This is a genomic window from Nocardia carnea (assembly GCF_029869215.1).
In the GTDB taxonomy this organism is placed as follows: Bacteria; Actinomycetota; Actinomycetes; order Mycobacteriales; family Mycobacteriaceae; genus Nocardia; species Nocardia carnea_B.
The window spans coordinates 1-16,312 of sequence record NZ_JARWPM010000436.1; the positions used below are offsets into that span (position 1 = coordinate 1).

The 16,312-nt window shown below is 67.1% G+C and carries 16 protein-coding genes; 4 read left to right on the plus strand and 12 right to left on the minus strand.

Annotation, left to right across the window (positions count from 1 at the left end; genetic code table 11):
- The first annotated feature begins 252 nt into the window (after window positions 1-252).
- From QH276_RS32805 to QH276_RS32815, 3 genes are all read left to right on the plus strand, one after another.
- Complete coding sequence (locus QH276_RS32805; protein ID WP_280402645.1) at window positions 253-2,196, plus strand: acetoacetate--CoA ligase; 1,944 nt, start codon at window positions 253-255, stop codon at window positions 2,194-2,196.
- 387 nt (window positions 2,197-2,583) lie between these two features.
- A complete protein-coding gene (locus QH276_RS32810) occupies window positions 2,584-3,624 on the plus strand; it encodes an NAD(P)-dependent alcohol dehydrogenase (RefSeq protein WP_280402646.1) in 1,041 nt (346 codons plus the stop codon).
- A 141-nt stretch (window positions 3,625-3,765) separates the two neighbouring features.
- Window positions 3,766-5,070 carry a TetR/AcrR family transcriptional regulator gene (locus QH276_RS32815; RefSeq protein ID WP_280402647.1) on the plus strand — a complete coding sequence of 435 codons (1,305 nt, stop codon included), beginning with the start codon at window positions 3,766-3,768 and terminating at the stop codon, window positions 5,068-5,070.
- A gap of 19 nt (window positions 5,071-5,089) precedes the next feature.
- On the opposite strand, the gene QH276_RS32820 is transcribed toward QH276_RS32815, so the two are convergent.
- The 12 genes from QH276_RS32820 to QH276_RS32870 are packed head-to-tail and all read right to left on the minus strand — an operon-like array spanning window position 5,090 to window position 14,915.
- Window positions 5,090-5,845, minus strand: a complete 756-nt coding sequence (locus tag QH276_RS32820; RefSeq protein ID WP_280402648.1) for a hypothetical protein — start codon at window positions 5,843-5,845, stop codon at window positions 5,090-5,092.
- A 12-nt stretch (window positions 5,846-5,857) separates the two neighbouring features.
- Window positions 5,858-7,039 carry an MCE family protein gene (locus QH276_RS32825; protein WP_280402649.1) on the minus strand — a complete coding sequence of 394 codons (1,182 nt, stop codon included), beginning with the start codon at window positions 7,037-7,039 and terminating at the stop codon, window positions 5,858-5,860.
- The gene (locus QH276_RS32830; protein ID WP_280402650.1) at window positions 7,036-8,160 is read right to left on the minus strand and encodes an MCE family protein; all 1,125 of its coding nucleotides are present in this window, start codon (window positions 8,158-8,160) and stop codon (window positions 7,036-7,038) included. The genes QH276_RS32825 and QH276_RS32830 overlap by 4 nt, the downstream gene beginning before the upstream one ends.
- Window positions 8,157-9,257 (minus strand): MCE family protein, encoded by a 1,101-nt coding sequence (locus QH276_RS32835; protein WP_432278752.1) that lies wholly within the window; start codon window positions 9,255-9,257, stop codon window positions 8,157-8,159. The genes QH276_RS32830 and QH276_RS32835 overlap by 4 nt, the downstream gene beginning before the upstream one ends.
- Window positions 9,254-10,264 (minus strand): MCE family protein, encoded by a 1,011-nt coding sequence (locus QH276_RS32840; protein ID WP_280402651.1) that lies wholly within the window; start codon window positions 10,262-10,264, stop codon window positions 9,254-9,256. Before QH276_RS32840 ends, QH276_RS32835 begins: the two co-directional genes overlap by 4 nt.
- Window positions 10,264-11,286 carry an MlaD family protein gene (locus QH276_RS32845; protein WP_280402652.1) on the minus strand — a complete coding sequence of 341 codons (1,023 nt, stop codon included), beginning with the start codon at window positions 11,284-11,286 and terminating at the stop codon, window positions 10,264-10,266. The genes QH276_RS32840 and QH276_RS32845 overlap by 1 nt, the downstream gene beginning before the upstream one ends.
- A complete protein-coding gene (locus QH276_RS35400) occupies window positions 11,286-11,723 on the minus strand; it encodes a hypothetical protein (RefSeq protein WP_348536964.1) in 438 nt (145 codons plus the stop codon). Before QH276_RS35400 ends, QH276_RS32845 begins: the two co-directional genes overlap by 1 nt.
- A complete protein-coding gene (locus tag QH276_RS32850) occupies window positions 11,724-12,752 on the minus strand; it encodes an MCE family protein (protein WP_348536965.1) in 1,029 nt (342 codons plus the stop codon).
- A 7-nt stretch (window positions 12,753-12,759) separates the two neighbouring features.
- Window positions 12,760-13,623 carry an ABC transporter permease gene (locus QH276_RS32855; protein WP_280401781.1) on the minus strand — a complete coding sequence of 288 codons (864 nt, stop codon included), beginning with the start codon at window positions 13,621-13,623 and terminating at the stop codon, window positions 12,760-12,762.
- A 1-nt stretch (window position 13,624) separates the two neighbouring features.
- On the minus strand, window positions 13,625-14,482 hold the full coding sequence (locus QH276_RS32860; RefSeq protein ID WP_280401780.1) for an MlaE family ABC transporter permease: 858 nt from the start codon (window positions 14,480-14,482) through the stop codon (window positions 13,625-13,627).
- Entirely contained in the window at window positions 14,476-14,691 is a 216-nt protein-coding gene (locus tag QH276_RS32865; protein ID WP_280401779.1) for a hypothetical protein, read from the minus strand. Before QH276_RS32865 ends, QH276_RS32860 begins: the two co-directional genes overlap by 7 nt.
- Window positions 14,691-14,915, minus strand: a complete 225-nt coding sequence (locus QH276_RS32870; RefSeq protein WP_280401778.1) for a hypothetical protein — start codon at window positions 14,913-14,915, stop codon at window positions 14,691-14,693. The genes QH276_RS32865 and QH276_RS32870 overlap by 1 nt, the downstream gene beginning before the upstream one ends.
- A gap of 275 nt (window positions 14,916-15,190) precedes the next feature.
- Here QH276_RS32870 and QH276_RS32875 point away from each other — a divergent pair, with 275 nt between their 5' ends.
- Window positions 15,191-16,123, plus strand: a complete 933-nt coding sequence (locus QH276_RS32875) for an oxygenase MpaB family protein (RefSeq protein WP_280401777.1) — start codon at window positions 15,191-15,193, stop codon at window positions 16,121-16,123.
- Window positions 16,124-16,312: the final 189 nt, after the last annotated feature.

Here is a 16,312-nt window from a genome sequence, read left to right on the forward strand (position 1 = left end):
GTTCTCCGGGGTTGGGGGTTTATCTCGCGCATGCGGCACCATCTGGGGTCCCACCCCCCCAACTTGTTGTTCTTTTTTTTTTTGGCGCGCGCGGGGGCGGCGCGGGGTTCGGCCCTCTTGGTCCCTGCTGTCAGCGCTCGATGCGACGCGGCGCAGCCGCGAGTGTCGAGCGCTGACAGCAGGGACCAAGAGGGCCGAAACCCGCGCCGCCGCAGGCGGCGCAAAACAAACACAGCACAGGAGGTTGGGGCGGTGGAACCGCAGTGGGTGCCGAGTGCACGGGATATCGCCGATGCCCGGGTCACCGATTTCGCTCGTTTCGTCGAGGCGCGGACAGGTGCCACGCTTCCGGACTATCACGCCCTGTGGCGGTGGTCGGTGGACCATCTCGCCGATTTCTGGGGCGCGTTGTGGGAGTACTTCGACCTCGGTCCCGCCCCGGATACGGTGCTGTCGGGCACCGGGATGCCGGGCGCGCAATGGTTTCCCGGCACCACCCTGAACTATGTGGACCGGGTGATCACCCAGGCCCGTACCGACCGGCCGGCGATCCTGCAGGTCACCGAGGACTCCGGGGAGATCACCGAAACCTCCTGGGCCGGCCTGCTGGCGGGAGTGGCCGCTTTCGCCGGTACGCTGCGCGAACTCGGTGTGCGGCCCGGTGACCGGGTGATCGGTTATCTGCCGAATATCACCGAAACCGTCATCGCCTTCCTGGGTACGGCGGCGGTCGGCGCCGTGTGGAGCGCCTGTGGTCAGGACTATTCGGCCAAGGCCGCCCTCGACCGGCTGGGCCAGCTCGAACCCACCGTGCTCGTCACCGCCGACGGCTACCGTTACGGCGGTAAGGCCCACGACAAGAGCGCCGATATCGCCGCGCTGCGCGCCGGGCTGGATACACTGCGCGCCACGATCGTGGTTTCGCGGCTGGGTGTCGAGATTCCGGACAGCACGCCGTGGTCGGTGGCCGCGGACCCCGCCGGGCACACCCTGCCCGCGACCGAACCGGTCGATTTCTCCCATCCGCTGTGGATCGTTTTCTCCTCCGGCACCACCGGGCTGCCCAAAGGGATCGTGCACGGGCACGGCGGCGTGCTCCTGGAACATCTCAAAGCCGTTGCGCTGCAATCGGATATCGGGCTCGACGATACGTTCCTCTGGTACACCAGCCCGAGCTGGATGATGTGGAATTTCCAGATCGCCGGCCTGCTCACCGGGGCGACCATCGTCTGCTACGACGGCAGTCCCGCGCACCCGCGGCCGGACACCCTGTGGGAGATCGCCGCCCGCACCGGCACCACCGTGCTCGGAACCAGTCCCGGCTACGTGCTCGGCTGTATGAAAGCCGGTTCGGTACCGGCGACCGACCACGATCTTTCCGCGCTGCGGCTCATCGGCATCACCGGCTCCTCCTTACCGCCGGCCTCCTCGTTGTGGCTGCACGACAACGCCGGTGGTGTTCCGGTCGCCTCGATCAGCGGCGGCACCGATGTGGTGTCGGCCTTCGCCGGTGGGGTGCGCACGGTTCCGGTGTGGCCGGGTGAACTGTCGGCGCCGTACCTGGGGGTCGCGCTGGACGCCTACGACGAGGCAGGGCGGCCGGTCCGTGACGAGGTGGGTGAACTGGTGATCACGGCCCCCATGCCGTCCATGCCGATCTACTTCTGGCGTGACCCCGACGGCACCCGCTACCACGACGCCTACTTCGACACCTACCCCGGCGTCTGGCGGCACGGTGACTGGATCACCCGGACCGGCCACGGCAGCGTGGTGGTCCACGGCCGCTCCGATTCCACCCTCAACCGGCACGGGATCCGGATGGGCAGCGCCGATATCTATCAGGCGGTGGAACGCCTGCCGGAGATCGCCGAAGCCCTCGTCATCGGGGCGGAACAACCGGACGGCGGCTACTGGATGCCTCTGTTCGTCGTCCTGGCGCCGGGCGCGGAACTCACCGACGAGCTGCGCGACCGGATCAAGACGGTCATCCGCACCGAATGCTCGCCCCGCCATGTCCCCGACGAGATCCTCGCTGCACCGGCCGTCCCGCACACCCGTACCGGCAAGAAACTCGAGGTCCCGATCAAACGCCTGTTCCAGGGTGCGGACCCGGCGCGCGTGGTGGAACGCAGCGCCGTCGACGACCCCGCGCTCCTCGACTGGTACACCGGTATCCGCCCGCCCGGCCGCCGCTGACACCCACTCCCGTCGCCCGACGCTGCGGGTACGCGGCCGGGACGCACCGGTTGCCGCCCTTCGGCACCGGCCGTAAACGAGCGCACCCGGTGTCGGGCTGCGCCCCAGGCATATGTGCGCAAGCCCGCCGGCCGCGGTCCTCGCCTGCGCCCCGGCACGCGCGGCTGCCCGAGGACACTTGCACCGGACGGGGCGGGAGCGCGCGGCAGCCTTTGCCGCGTCCGCGCCGCGGCTCGTGCATCTGCGTGCGCGTCAGGCGGCCGCACCCGTGCGCGCTGCGCAAAATGCGCCGGTCGGCACCGTGCGCCAACTACCCTGATCCCAGCCGTTCCATCAGCAAGGCCCGCTCCACCCGTACGCATTATGTTCAGGGAGAGGACAGGCGCTATGAAGGCTCTGCAATACGTGACCCCCGGGGCGGAACCGGAAGTCCGCGAGATTCCCACACCCGAACCCGGCCCCGGTGAGGTACTCCTCGAGGTGACCGCGGCCGGCGTGTGTCACTCCGACGATTTCGTCATGAACAATCCGCCGGAAATGTTCGGTATCGAACTGCCGCTGACACTCGGGCACGAGGGCGCCGGCCGGGTCGCCGCCGTGGGCGCCGGTGTCCGGGGTGTCGATATCGGCACGAATGTCGTGGTCTACGGCCCGTGGGGCTGTGGTAACTGCTGGTTCTGCGCGCAGGGCTTGGAGAACTACTGTTCCCGAGCCGCCGAACTGGGGATCTTCCCGCCCGGACTCGGTGCCCCGGGCGCCATCGCCGAGTACCTGATTGTCGATTCGCCGCGCCATCTGGTGCCGATCGGCGACCTCGACCCGGTGGCCACCGTGCCCCTCACCGACGCCGGCCTCACCCCGTATCACGCCATCAAACGCTCATCGGACAAGCTGCGCGCGGGCTCGTGGACCGTGGTGATCGGCAGCGGCGGCCTCGGCCATGTGGCGATCCAGCTGCTGCGGCATATGTCCTCCACCCGGGTCGTCGCCTTGGATGTGAACGACGAGAAACTCGACTTCGCGCGCTCGGTGGGCGCGCACGAGGCCGTGCTCTCCGACGAGAAGGCCGCCGAGAACGTCCGCAAGATCACCGGCCCGGCGGGTGCGGCCCTGGTCCTCGATTTCGTGGGGTTCCAGCCGACGATCGATACCGCCATGGCCGTGGCGGGAGTGGATTCCGATGTGACGATCGTCGGGATCGGGGACGGCAAATCGGCCGCCCGGATCGGCTTCGGCCTCAGCCCCTACGAGGCGACCGCCACCTCCCCGTACTGGGGAGCTCGCGCCGAACTCATCGAACTCATCGATCTGGCGCACGCCGGGGTGCTCGATATCGCCGTCGAACGTTTCTCCCTCGACGACGCCCCTGAGGCCTATCGCCGGCTCGCCGCCGGCACCCTGCGTGGCCGGGCGGTCATCGTGCCGTAGCCACCCGCCGAGAAGGTACCGGGCACCGCCCGGGCGAACGCGACCACCGGCGGCGCGGCCCGCACTCCGGACGCGGACAGAAGACGTCCCTGACCGGGGTGCGGGACGTTGTCGCCGGTCGACCGACGATAGGATTACGGGATGAGCGTCGACAACAGCCGGGCCCGGCCGTCCACGCATCCGGTACGCGTGCGCGGTCGCGACGACCTGGCCGGAGACGGCGCCGACGCCCGCAAGGCCGACGGTGAGCTGCCCGCCCGTCCGGTCCGGCGGCGGCCGAAGAACCGGCGGGCGCAGATCGCGGCGGCCGCCGCCAACGCGTTCGGGTCGCTCGGCTATCACGGCGTGAGCATGGAGGATATCGCCGGCGGGCTGGGGATCAGCTCGGCGGCGCTGTACCGGCACTATCCCAGCAAATACGCGCTGTTCCAGGAGGAATCGCTGCGGGTCGGGCAGGCACTGGCCGAATCGGTGCGATTGCCCCCCGAAGCGCAGAGCCGGCCACCGCAGCAGCGGCTGCGGGAGGTTCTGGAATCGCTGAGCGCGGTCACCGTCGCCAATCGGGCCAGTGTCGCGCTGGTGCGCTGGGAGGGCCGCTACCTCGAACCGGCCGATCGCGAGATCCGGGCCGAACAGCAGACGGCGGTCCTGGACACGCTGGAGGAGCAGCTCGCCGCGTACGCCCCGGACCTGAGCAACGGTGATCGCAAGGTCCTCGCGATCTCCGTCCTGTCCACGATCACCAGCATCGCCGACCATCATGCCGCGCTGCCGACGAAAGCTCTTGTCGCGCTGCTGGTTTCGACCTGTTTCGCCCTCGCGGACACCACTCTTCCGGCCCCGGTGGATATTCCGCCCGCGCCACCGGTGGAGATACCGGAATCGTTCAAACACGAACTGCTGCTGCGCAAAGGCGTGGAATTGTTCCATGCCCGCGGCTACCCGAATGTGAGCGTCGAGGATATCGCCACCGCGGCCGGGCTGTCTGCGGCCTCCGCGGTGTATCGCTTCTATCGCGGTAAGAGCGATCTGCTCACCGCCGCGTTCCGGCGCGCCGCCGAACGGGTCTCGAGTGCCATCGGCCCTGCCGTGGCCTCCGCCGCCGGGCCGCGGGAGGCCCTGGATTCACTGGTCGAACAGTATGTGGCGGGATCGTTCGCCGAACGGGAACTGACCTTCGTGTACTACACCGAATTCCAGCATGTGCCCGCCGAGGAACGCGCCGCGCTCCGCAATGTGCAGCGGTTGAGCGTGGACGAATGGGCCCGGCTGGTCCGCCAGGTCCGGCCCGATCTCTCCGCGCCGCAGGCCCGGTTCCTGGTGCACGCGGCCTTCGCGCTGGTCGTCGATCTCGGGCGATCCTTCGGCACCGTCCCCATCGCCTCGCAGCAGCGGGTGGCACTGCTCATGCAGACCGTGCTGTACGGCCGCCCCACCGGCAGCTGAGCGCGGCGGCCGGACCGGTTCACGGCAGGGGTGTGGCCAGCGGCGAGGTCATCTGATCGACCAGCCAGCGCCCGTCGGTTTTCTGCATCCGCATCACCATCGCCAGCTGGCCGGGCGCGGGCTGCCCCCGAGTGCCCAGACTGGTGATGGTCTGCCCGATCACCACCACGACCTCCGCGGAACCCGCACCGGCGGATTTCACGGCGCACTGGATATCGCCCGCGGTGGACACCACGTGACCGGCCACCAGGGCTTCCCGTAGTTCGGCGGTGGTGGTCTCGAATTCCTTCTTCCAGTCACCGGTCGCCCCTGCCAGCACGGCCGAGAAGTACGGGTCGAGGTTCTGCGCGTCGTAGTTGGCCAGCACCGGCGCGTACCGGCAGGCCGCCTGCCGCGCCTCGTCGTGCGCGGCCAAGATTTCGGCCTTGTCCCGTTCCTGCACGAACAGGTAGCCCGCCGCCCCCACCGCCCCGATCAGCAGCAGCACCGCCACCGCGAGCGCGGAGAGCAGTACGCGTGGGCGCAGATGCGGGCCCACCGGTTTCCCGGCCTCCGCTCCGGTCGAACCCGCTGCGTGGTCGCCCGCGCCGGGGGCCGGAGGAGCCGAAGTTTCCACCGTGGGATCCGCCGCGACCGTACCGTTCGCCGACATCACATCGCCAGGTGACGTTTCGCCCGCCGCAGATTGCGCGGCGCCGGAGGCACTGTCGGCGGCAGACGACAGCGCGTCGTCCGCGGGCTCACCGGAATCGGGTTCGGCCGGCTTTTCGGTCATTCTCGTCTTCTCCTAACGACCCGGGATCGGGCGGGACATCTCATCACCGCTGACACCCGGCGGCGGGCCGGCGGTGTTGTCGGGCACATCGGGCCGGGGTGCGTTCGCCGAACCGCGCACCTGCAGCGCGGGATCGTTCGTGACGCAGTAGTTGTACAGACGAACCCGGGTATCGGCCACCGGTTCGGTCGGTGTGACCGGAATGGTGTTGTATTCGCAGGTGGGGCGCGGCCAGATATCGACCAGCGTATGGAACATTCCGCCGTGTACCGGCACGTTCAACGCCGCGGTACCGGCGCGCAGCGCCGGGAAGAGGGCCGCGATCGCCGGCTGGCGCAGTTTCGCCGCGCGGGTGATCGCCACGAAATTGGTGACCAGGTTGGTGATCGGGTCCTGGGTTTCGGCGACGAACCCGCCCAGGGTGGCCAGCTGGCCGGGTGCCAGGTCCAAGAGTTGCCGCACTTCTTCGTCGGCGGCGGTCAATTGCTGGAACAGCGCGGTCGCCGAGCCCGTGAGTGTGCCGAGGTCGGGTTGCGCGTACTGCGTGGTCTCGGCGATCACGGTGAGGTTCTCGATCAGCTGGCGGGTCTGCGGGAGCAGATCTTCGAGCCCGGCCATGGCCCGGCTGATCCCGGAGATCATATTGCGCAGCCGGTCCGGCCCGCCCGCCAGCGCCTTGTCCAGTTCGTCGACGATCACCGTGAGGCGTTCCGGGTTGAGACCGCTGATCATGGCGCTCATATTCGACAGCAGCGAATGCACCGTCACCGGGATCCGGGTGCGTTCCACCTCGACCCGGTCGCCGTCGCGCAGGTACGGCCCGGTATCGGAGTCCGGCCGGAAATCCAGGTACTGCTCGCCGACCGCGGACAACCGCCCGACCACCACCGTGCCGCCGACGGGGATCTTCGTCGCCGAATCGATATCGGCGATCGCCTCTATCCCGGTATCGGATACCCGGACCTCGGCGACCCGTCCGACCCGGGTGCCGCGGAAGTTCACATCGTTCTCGGCGAGCAGCCCGCCGGACCCGGTGAGTTCCACGGTCACCCGGTAAGTGCTGTTCGGCAGCAGATTGATCCGCAGTACTTCCGCACCGAGATATCCGCAGCCGGCGATCAGGACGACCACCAGCCCGATATTCGCGACGCCGATCCGGTGCCGCACCAACCAGTTCCACAACGGAATGTTCATCGCGGACCCTCCTGCGGAACCGGCTGCGGCGGACTGGTCAACCGGCCCTGGATCTTCTGCAATACCTGCGCGAGGCTGCCGATGAACGCCGGCACATCCGTCCCATCCGGCAGCCGGCTCTTGGAGGGGTCGGTCAGAGCGCCGATACTCAGGTAGGAAACCCGCCCCGCGACCGATAGCGCCGGACCTTCGAAGGACTGTTCCAGCGAGGGATACAGCGCGTGCAAGCCCTCGAGGGTCTGCCGCAGATTATCGCCCATCGCCGTGAAACCGCCCATGAGCCGGCGGATGCTGTCGAACAAGCTGATGAATTCCGGACTGGTGGTATCGGTGAAATCGCCGAGCGCGGCCGTGGTGACCGAAATCTTCTGGATCAGGCCGGTGATATCGCGGTTGTTCTCGGCCACGAGCGCGAGCAGATCGGGGAAAGTATCCGCCGCTTCACCCAATTCCTGTTTGCGAGCGGCGAGTTCACCGGTGAGCGTGTTCACCCCGTGCAGCACACTGTCGATATCGGCGGTCCGGGCGTTCAAGGCGCTGAGCACCTGCGTCATCTCGGTGATCAGATGCGCCAATTGCGGTGCGCGCCCGGCGAACATGGAGTCCATTTCCGCGGTGATCCGCGCCGCCTGGTTCAACCCGCCGCCGTTGAGCAGCAGCGAGACCGACACCATGAGTTCCTCCACCGAGGCCCCGGCACCGGTGTGATCGGTATCGATCACATCGCCCTCGCCGAGCAGTGCCGCGTTCGGGTCCTCCCGGGGGAGGGTCATGGCGACGAAGATATCGCCGAGCGGCGTGGCCTGCCGTAATTCGGCGGTGGTACCGCGCGGCAACTGGATGTCCTCGCGGATCAACATCCGCACATCGGCGATGAAATCCGTGGTGGAGATATCGGTGACCACCCCGATATCGGTGCCCCCGATTTTCACGTGAGCGCGTTCGGGAAGGTTGAGCGCATCCTCGAACCGGGCCTGCACGGTGTATCCGGGCCCCCCGATACCCGGTTCGGGCATCGGCACATCATGGACGGTCACCGCACCGCATGCTGGTACTGCGAGCACCGCGGCACTCAGCACGACTGCCAGCACTCTCCGGCCCATCCGGCTTCCGTTCCTCATTGCGTCATCCCCAGCAGTGCGGCGGTGATCCCGAAATCCGGTCCGAAGTCCTGGACCCGGCCCGTGCGGCAGCCGTCGGCACGCAACTGGATCCGTTCGCAGAAGGTGGACAGCATCTCGTTGTCCAGCAGCGATTTATCCAGCAGCGCGTGCACCCGGAACGCCTGGTGTTCGTAGCTGACGCCGTTGGCGAGATTCTCGAAGAACAACGGCCCGACATCCACCAATTCGGTGAGTCCGCGGGCATTGGCACGCATCTGCGCCGTGATGGTGACGAACCGTTCCAGCGCGCCGGCGAGCTGATCCCGGTTCTCCCCCACCAGCGTCGAGGTGTTGGTGACGAAATCGTTCAACTGCACGAGCACCGCGTGCAGGCCGGGCGATTGTTCGCCCATCAACTGCACCAGTTCGGTGAGGCGTGCGCTGAAATCGCGGACCGTTTGATCGTTCTGCGCGACCACCTGGGTGATCTCGTTCAGCTTGATGATGGTGTTGGCGATCTGGTCCTTGTTGGCGAAGGACACGTCGAAGGCGGCCGACAGATCGTCGAGTGTTTCGCGCAGCCGGTCGCCGTTGCCTTCCAGCAGCGGAAACAGCACCCGGCTGGCGAGCGGTCCGACCTCGTTGTCCCCTTTGAGCGCGGCACCGAGCTGATCGAAATTCTCCAGGATCCGGTCCAGCTCGACCGGTACCCGGGTGCGTTCCAGGGGGATATGCGCGCCGTCGGCCAGTTTCGGCCCGTCCCCGGTGTAGGCGGGGGCGAGTTCGACATGCCGGTTGGTGATCAGCTGCGGGGAGATCAGCGCGGCCATCGCGTCGGCCGGCACTGCCACGTCCTTGTCCAGAGCCATGGTGACCTCGACGTACGTGCCGCGCGGGGTCACGGTTTCCACCCGGCCCACCGGTACGCCGAGCACCGCGACCTCGTTACCGGCGTACAAACCGGCGACGTTCTCGAAATCCGCGCTGACCCGGATATGTTCGCCCAGATACTGGTCCGGTAGTGCCGCGATACTGTCCGGCAATACCGAACACCCGGCCGCGCAGAGCCCGGCTATTCCGGCCGCGAGTACGCGGGCGATCCTGCGCATGTTCATTCCGCACACCCCCGAGCGACCTGCGCGAAGCACAGCCAGTTGTCCGGTAGCAACCAGGGCGCCCACACATCGGCGTAGGGTCCGTTGCCGATCACATTGTTGAACTGCCGCAGCGTCACCGGCATGATCTCGTAGAGCCGGTCCAGGTTGTCCTTGTTCTTCTCCAGGCCCTGCGTCATGGTGTCGAGGTTCTGGATCAGCGGGCCGAGCTGGCCGTTGTTCTCCAGTCCCATATCTCGCAACAGCCCCGAGAGGGCGGCCACATTGTCCAGTAGCCGGCGCAGCAGGTCCTGGCGCAGCGCCACCGCGTTGCCGATCGCCTCACCGCGGGTGAGCAGCATGAGCACACTGTTCTGGTTGTCGGCCACCAGCTGCGATACCTGATCCATACTCTTCAGCAGGCTGTCGACCTCGTCGCGGCGGGCGTTGATCACCTCCGCCAGCGAACCGATCGAATCCAGCGCGGTCACCGCCAGTTCCGGGGAGTCACCCATCTGCCGGGAGAAGACATCCAGCGCCTGGCGTAGTTTGGCCGGGTCGATGCGCTCGATCCGCTCGAACGACGACTTGTATTCCGGGTCCTGGATCACTTTGGCCAGGTTGTAGGGCACGGCGGTATTGGCCAGCGGGATCCGGTTGTCCGGCGATTCGGCGCCGGCGCCCGGTATCAGCTCGATATGCAGCCGCCCGAGAATGGTCGACATCTTGATCGCGGCGCGCGCGTCGGCGGCCACCCGGATATCCCGGCTGATCTTCATCACGACCTCGACCTTGTCGCCGGCCAGCCGCACCGCGCGCACCTCACCGACCTCGATCCCGGATACGTCGACCGTGGCCCCCGGCCGCATCCCGGCGGCCTGGGCGAATTCCGCGGTGACGGTTTTATCGCCCAGCCGCAGCTGCGACAGCAGGCTGGACCCCACGACCAGCACCGCCACCGCGGCCGCGGCCAGCAGCCCCTGCCATAGGAACCGGTTGTGCGCGAACGGTATTCGCAGCCTGGTCATCAGCGGCACACCTCCGAATGCGAATTACCACCGATCTGGGTGAACAGCCCCGGCGGTAGCAGCACGCCCCACAGCGAGACGTCGAGGCTGCAGATGAACGCGTTGCCGTAGGCGCCGTACCCGGTGAACCGGGCCAGCCCGTTGAGAACGTTCGGCAGTTCGATCGCCGCCTGATCGAGTGCGGCGCCGTTGAGCAGCAGCAGTTCCACCGCGGTGGTCGCCTCGTCCTGGGCGAGCGCGATCTCCGGTTTCACCGTACTGATCAGGCCGGTCAGCGAATCGGTGGCGTGGGCGACGGTATCCACCGAGCTCTTCAGGGTTTCGCCTTCGGCGTAGAGCGCGTCCATCAGGCCCCGGGTCTGGGTGATCAGGGTTTCCAGTTCCTGGCTGCGGTTGGCCAGCCCGGCGATCACACTGCTCAGGTTGGTGATCACCGCACCCAGGAGCTCGTCGCGCTGCCCGAACGTGGCGGCCAGTTCGGCAGCCTGGGTGATGAGGGCGCTCAACGAGACCCCGTCGCCCTGCAACGCCTGGATCAGGGTGTCCGACAGCGAATTCACCTGGTCCGGCTGGAGCACGTTGAACAGCGGTTCGAAGCCGGACAGCAGCGCCGACACATCGAAGGACGGCTCGGTGCGCTCCACCGGGATATGCGAACCCGGTGCGATCTCCGTACCTTTCTGCTCGCCCGGTAGCAACGCGATGTACCGCTGCCCGATCAGATTCTGGTATCGCACCAGCGCCTTGGTGGTATCGGTGAGCCGCTGGCGTTCCTCGATCCGCAGCACCAGCCGGGCCTTGTAGTCGGGTTCGAACTCGATCGCGTCGACCCGGCCCACCCGCACCCCGGCCATCCGCACATCGTCACCGACCCGCACCCCCATCACATCGGTGAAGGTGGCCGAATAGGTTTCGGTTTCTCCCGGTACCGACCGCTGCAACGTGGACCAGATGGTGTAGGTCAGCACGATCGCGATCACCGCGAAGATGCTGAAACCGGTTATTGTCCGCGCCAGGCGCATCAGGCCGCCCCCTCGGAATAGACGTCGACCGTGCCGCCCGCCAGCACCGGTGTGAGCAGGAGCAGTTCGGCCGTGGTGGGTTGGCGGCCGAGCAGTGCGGCCACGGCGGCGTGCCCGCGCAACTGTGCGATCGGTTTACCGGCCGGTGCCGCCGCCGGCGCCACCGGACCGTGCGGTGCCGGCGGTCCGGCGGGCCCCGGAGCGGGACCGGCACCCGGGAACAGCGGCACGGTGATACCCGGAATGGCGGGCAGGCCGGGCAACGCCGGCAGTCCCGGAATCTGCGGTAGGACCGGGTTCTGCACCGGTGCGGGCGGCACCGGCAGTTGCGGTTGCGGGCCCGCCGCGTCGAGCCGGCGGGGCAGCAGCGACGGCGGATACTGCTGCGGCGGCGCGGTCTGCGGGGCCGAGGCGCCGCCGCAGCGGGGTCCGGCCATCTAGCCGTAGCGCGGGCAATCCTTCGCGGTGTACTGCTGGAACGGGGTGAACGACACGTCCAGGCTCCAGAACATCTGCCGCTGCGGCCCCCACCCGAACGCTCCCGAGAGCTTCCCGAGCGCGGCGTTGAGATTGGCGACGGAGGTCGGGATCGCGTCGGGATCCTGCGCCAGCGACCCGAAAAGACTGTCCAGGCCGGGTACCAGTTCCTTGGCGGCATCCGGATTCCGGGCGAACAGGCTGTTCACCGAATCCACCGCACCACCGGCATCGGCCAGCATGGCGATCAGGTTCTCGCGGCGTTCGGTGAGCGTGCGCGCGGTGGTCACCGACTCCGACAGCACGCCGACCAGCTCCGGCGCCGACTGGCTCAAGGCCGTGGTCGCGCGGCCGAGATCACCCAGCAGTTCCCCCACGCCGTCGATATGCCGGACCTCGGTGACCCACGTGTCCAGCCGTTCGATCGTCGATCCCGGCGCCCGCGCGCCCGGGTCGAGCGCCTCGGAGAACGTGGCCAGGACCCGGCCGAGTTTCTCCGGCTGGATCTTTTCCAGCACATCACGCAGGACGGTGAGCGTGGTCTGCAACTGGACCGTACCGGCGCTGGTGTCCTCGGCGATCTCCGCGCCCGCGGACAGGCGGCCGGGTGTGGCGCCGTTGTCCACCAGTTCGATACCGGTGACGCCGAACAGATTGTTCGGAATCACCCGGGCGGTGACATTGTCCGGGATGGTCGGCGCGATCCGGGAATCCAGGTCGATCTGAACTTCCTGACGTTTTCCGGCGGCCACCACGTCCACGGCGGCCACCGCACCCACCACCATGCCGCGGAACTTCACATCCGCGCGTTCCGGTAGTCCGTCGCCGCTGCTGGTGAGCACCGCCCGCACCGGGACCCGGTCCTCGAACCGCCCGGTGTAGCGCAGACCGAGCAAGCCCAGCAGCACCGCGAGAACAGTGAGCATCACCAGGCCCGCGACCGTCATATGCCACGGGCGCGGCCCCCGGCCGCTGTGATCGATGATCATCGACGCCTCACCCCGAGATCCGGAAACCGGGGTCGATACCCCAGATCGCCAGTGTCAAGAACAGATTCGCGAACACCATGACGACGATCACCATCTTGATCGCCTGGCCGGCCGCCACCCCGACCCCTTCCGGACCACCCGCGGCGAAGAAGCCGTAGTAGCACTGGATGAACGTGGCCAGCAGGACGAACACCACGACCTTGAGCAGCGAGAAGAACAGATCCGGCCCGATCAGGAATTGGTAGAAGTAGTGGTCGTAGGTGCCCGCGGAGGTCCCGCCGAGCAGCAGCACGGAGAGTTTGGTCGCCAGATACGCCACCGCCAATCCCACGCTGTAGAGCGGGATGATGGTGAGCGTGGCCGCGATCATCCGGGTGGTCACCAGATACGGCAGCGGCCGGATCGCGATGGATTCCAGCGCGTCGATCTCCTCGGCGATCCGCATCGACCCCAGTTGCGCGGTGAACCGGCAGCCAGCCTGGATCGCGAACGCGAGGGTCGCAAGAATCGGCGCTAACTCCCGCGTGGTCGCGAACCCCGAAATCGCGCCGGTGAGCGGGCCCATGGTCAGCAGGTTCAGCGCACTGAAAGCTTCCATTCCCACGGTGATCCCGCCGAAGCCGCACAGGATGATCACCACGCCGACGGTGCCGCCGCCGACCACCAGCGAACCGTTACCCCAGCCGACATCGGCGGTGAGCCGCAGTACTTCCTTGCGATAGTGCTTGATCACGAACGGAATCGCGACCAGCGCCTGCAGGAAGGTGATGCCCTGGTGGCCGAGCCGGCGGTTGGCATCGATCGGGACCGCGGCCGCGGCGGCGGCCATCCGCACCGGTTTCAGCGCCGGCGGCGTATAGGGAGTGCCCACGTCAGATCACCTTCGTCGGGAAGACGGTGTTGTACACCTGGGTGATGATGATGTTGGTGGCGAACAGCATCAGCGCGGAGGAGACGACCGCCGAGTTCACCGCGTTGGCCACCCCGCCCGGGCCGCCTTTGGCGTGCAGGCCGATATCGCAGGCGATAATCGCCGTCAGCACCCCGAACACCGCCGATTTGACCAGCGCCACCGCCATATCGTTGGCCACCGCGAACGAGGCGAACGAACCGATGAACGAGCCCGGCGTGCCCGATTGGGCGTAGACATTGAACATGTAGGCGGTCGCGAATCCGACGAAAACGATGAACCCGCACAGCAGCATGCTCACCACCACGGCCGCCACCAGCCGTGGCGCCACGAGTCTCCGGACGGGGTTCACCCCCATCACCATCATCGCGTCGATCTCCTCCCGGATGGTCCGGGAACCCAGATCCGCGCAGATGGCCGAGCCGACCGCGCCCGCGATCATCAGCGAGGTGACCAGCGGCGCGCCCTGCCGGATGATGCCGAGTCCGGCGACCGCACCGATGAACGTGGTGGCGCCCACCTGGTTGACCAGCGCACCGATCTGGATCGACACGACGACCGCGATCGGCATGGCGACGAAGATGGTCGGCGCGGCCGAGACGTTCGCCATGAACCCGCACTGCTTGGCGAACTCGGCGAACGGGAAACGGCGGGCGGCGAGGGATTTCACGGTTTCCACCACGGCCTCGCGTCCGAGGGTGACCTGGCGCCCGAGCGTTTCCAGGGAGCGCTGCGGATGCCGCTGCCAGAGCCCTTTGAGATCGTCGAGGGCCTGTTCGAGGTCGGTCCGGGATTCCTCGCTCCTACCGGCGGTCACCATGGCAGGCCCGATCCGGTCGTCCCGAGGTCACCGCTCAGATAATGCTGCAACAGCACCAGTCCCGCGCCCACCGCGGCGAGGCCCGCGGCCAGTACGCACAGCAGGGCCAGCCACAACCCGAGGCGCAGCACCGGGTTCACTGTCGTCCGCCCACCGAGGATCTTGACGACGATCACCACGATGTCGATGAGCCATACCAGCGCCATCATCAGGTCATCGTCACGTTCGAGAAGGTGAGCACCGGCCAGCACACGATCGAACCCAGGAACGAGATGATCACGTCCAGCCCGTGCATACCCCGCAGATGCGCGGTATGGGTGAGCGACCAGACGATTCCGATGACCCCGTAGGGGATCCCGAGGATGATGAGAGTGCCGAGGAACTCCGACACCTTCATCTCATAGCTGAACAGCCGGTCCAGCCGTTTGAGCATGCTGCGCTCCTTCCTTGTCCGGCCGTAACGTGCCCTCCCCGCCGGGGAACGTCTGAGACGGTCGGGTCGGAGCCGTATGTTACGCACGATTCATGCCCTCGCGGAAGGTTTTCGCGAAGTTTCCTGCTCGGTGATCAACGCTAGATACCTGTTCTAGGTATCTTTCCCAACAAGATCAAGCGTGCATAAGTTAGCGACTGTTCAGTAATGTCCAATGACTGTTGTGAGAATTTGGAGTAACTTATACCACACCGGATCTCTGGGGAAGGACACTCATGACCCTCGCAGCACACTCCCGGCAACCAGACGGCCCACAGGGCGCACCGCCGGGAACCCGGTTGCCGCTGACCACCGAGCAGACCCGGATCCGGATCGGCACCACCCACCGCCCCTTCACCAAGCGCCCCCTGCGGCTCACCGACGCGCTCGACTTCTGGCAGTTCGCCGGCGCCGCCGCGAATGTGATCATGCAAATGGCGAACCCCGGCGTCGGCTACGGCGTTGCCGAGAGCAAGGTCGAATCGGGCTCGCTGATGAAGCGCCCGTGGAAACGCGCCCGCACCACCACCCAGTACCTGGCCGTCGCGATCCTCGGCACCGAGGAGGAGAAGAAAGCCTTCCGCGAGGCGGTGAACGGGGCACACCGCCAGGTGCGCTCCGAACCCGGCGCACCCGTGAAATACAACGCCTTCGACCGCAAGCTACAGCTCTGGGTGGCGGCTTGCCTGTACATCGGTTTCGAAGACACCTACCAACTGCTCTCGGGCAAGATGAGCCCCGAGCAGAACGAGGCCTTCTACCGCTCCTCATCCTCGCTGGGGACCACGCTGCAGGTCACCGAGGAGATGTGGCCGGCCACCCGCGCCGAATTCGACGAGTACTGGAACAAAGCCTGCGAGGAGGCCGTCCTCGACGATTTCGTCCGGGCGTACCTCGACGACCTGCTGAACCTGCGGATGATCCACTGGTACCTGCGCATCCCGTTCCGCGGCCTGCTGCGCTTCCTCACCATCGGCTTCCTCGCCCCGTACTTCCGCGAACAGATGCAGGTCGAGTGGTCCGCGGCCGATCAGCGCCGGTTCGAAAACCTCTTCCTCTTCGTAGGTTTCGTCAACCGTTTCATCCCCCGCTTCCTCCGGCACGGCGGCAGCCACACCCTCATGGCAGATATCCGGCGCCGCATCAAGAAGCAGAAAAACCTCATCTGACCCGCGCGGCCGCCACCCATCGGTTTTTCGGTCGACGACTACGGCCGGCGCGATCGCCGGACAAGACGAGGATCGGGTGCGTCGTTCGAGTCGATTCACGGTTCGGCGTTGGACAATCTGCGGGTACCGGCACGCCACCGACTGCGGTGTTCGCGCGGTCGGTACGAGTTCCACGATTCCCGATCCGGA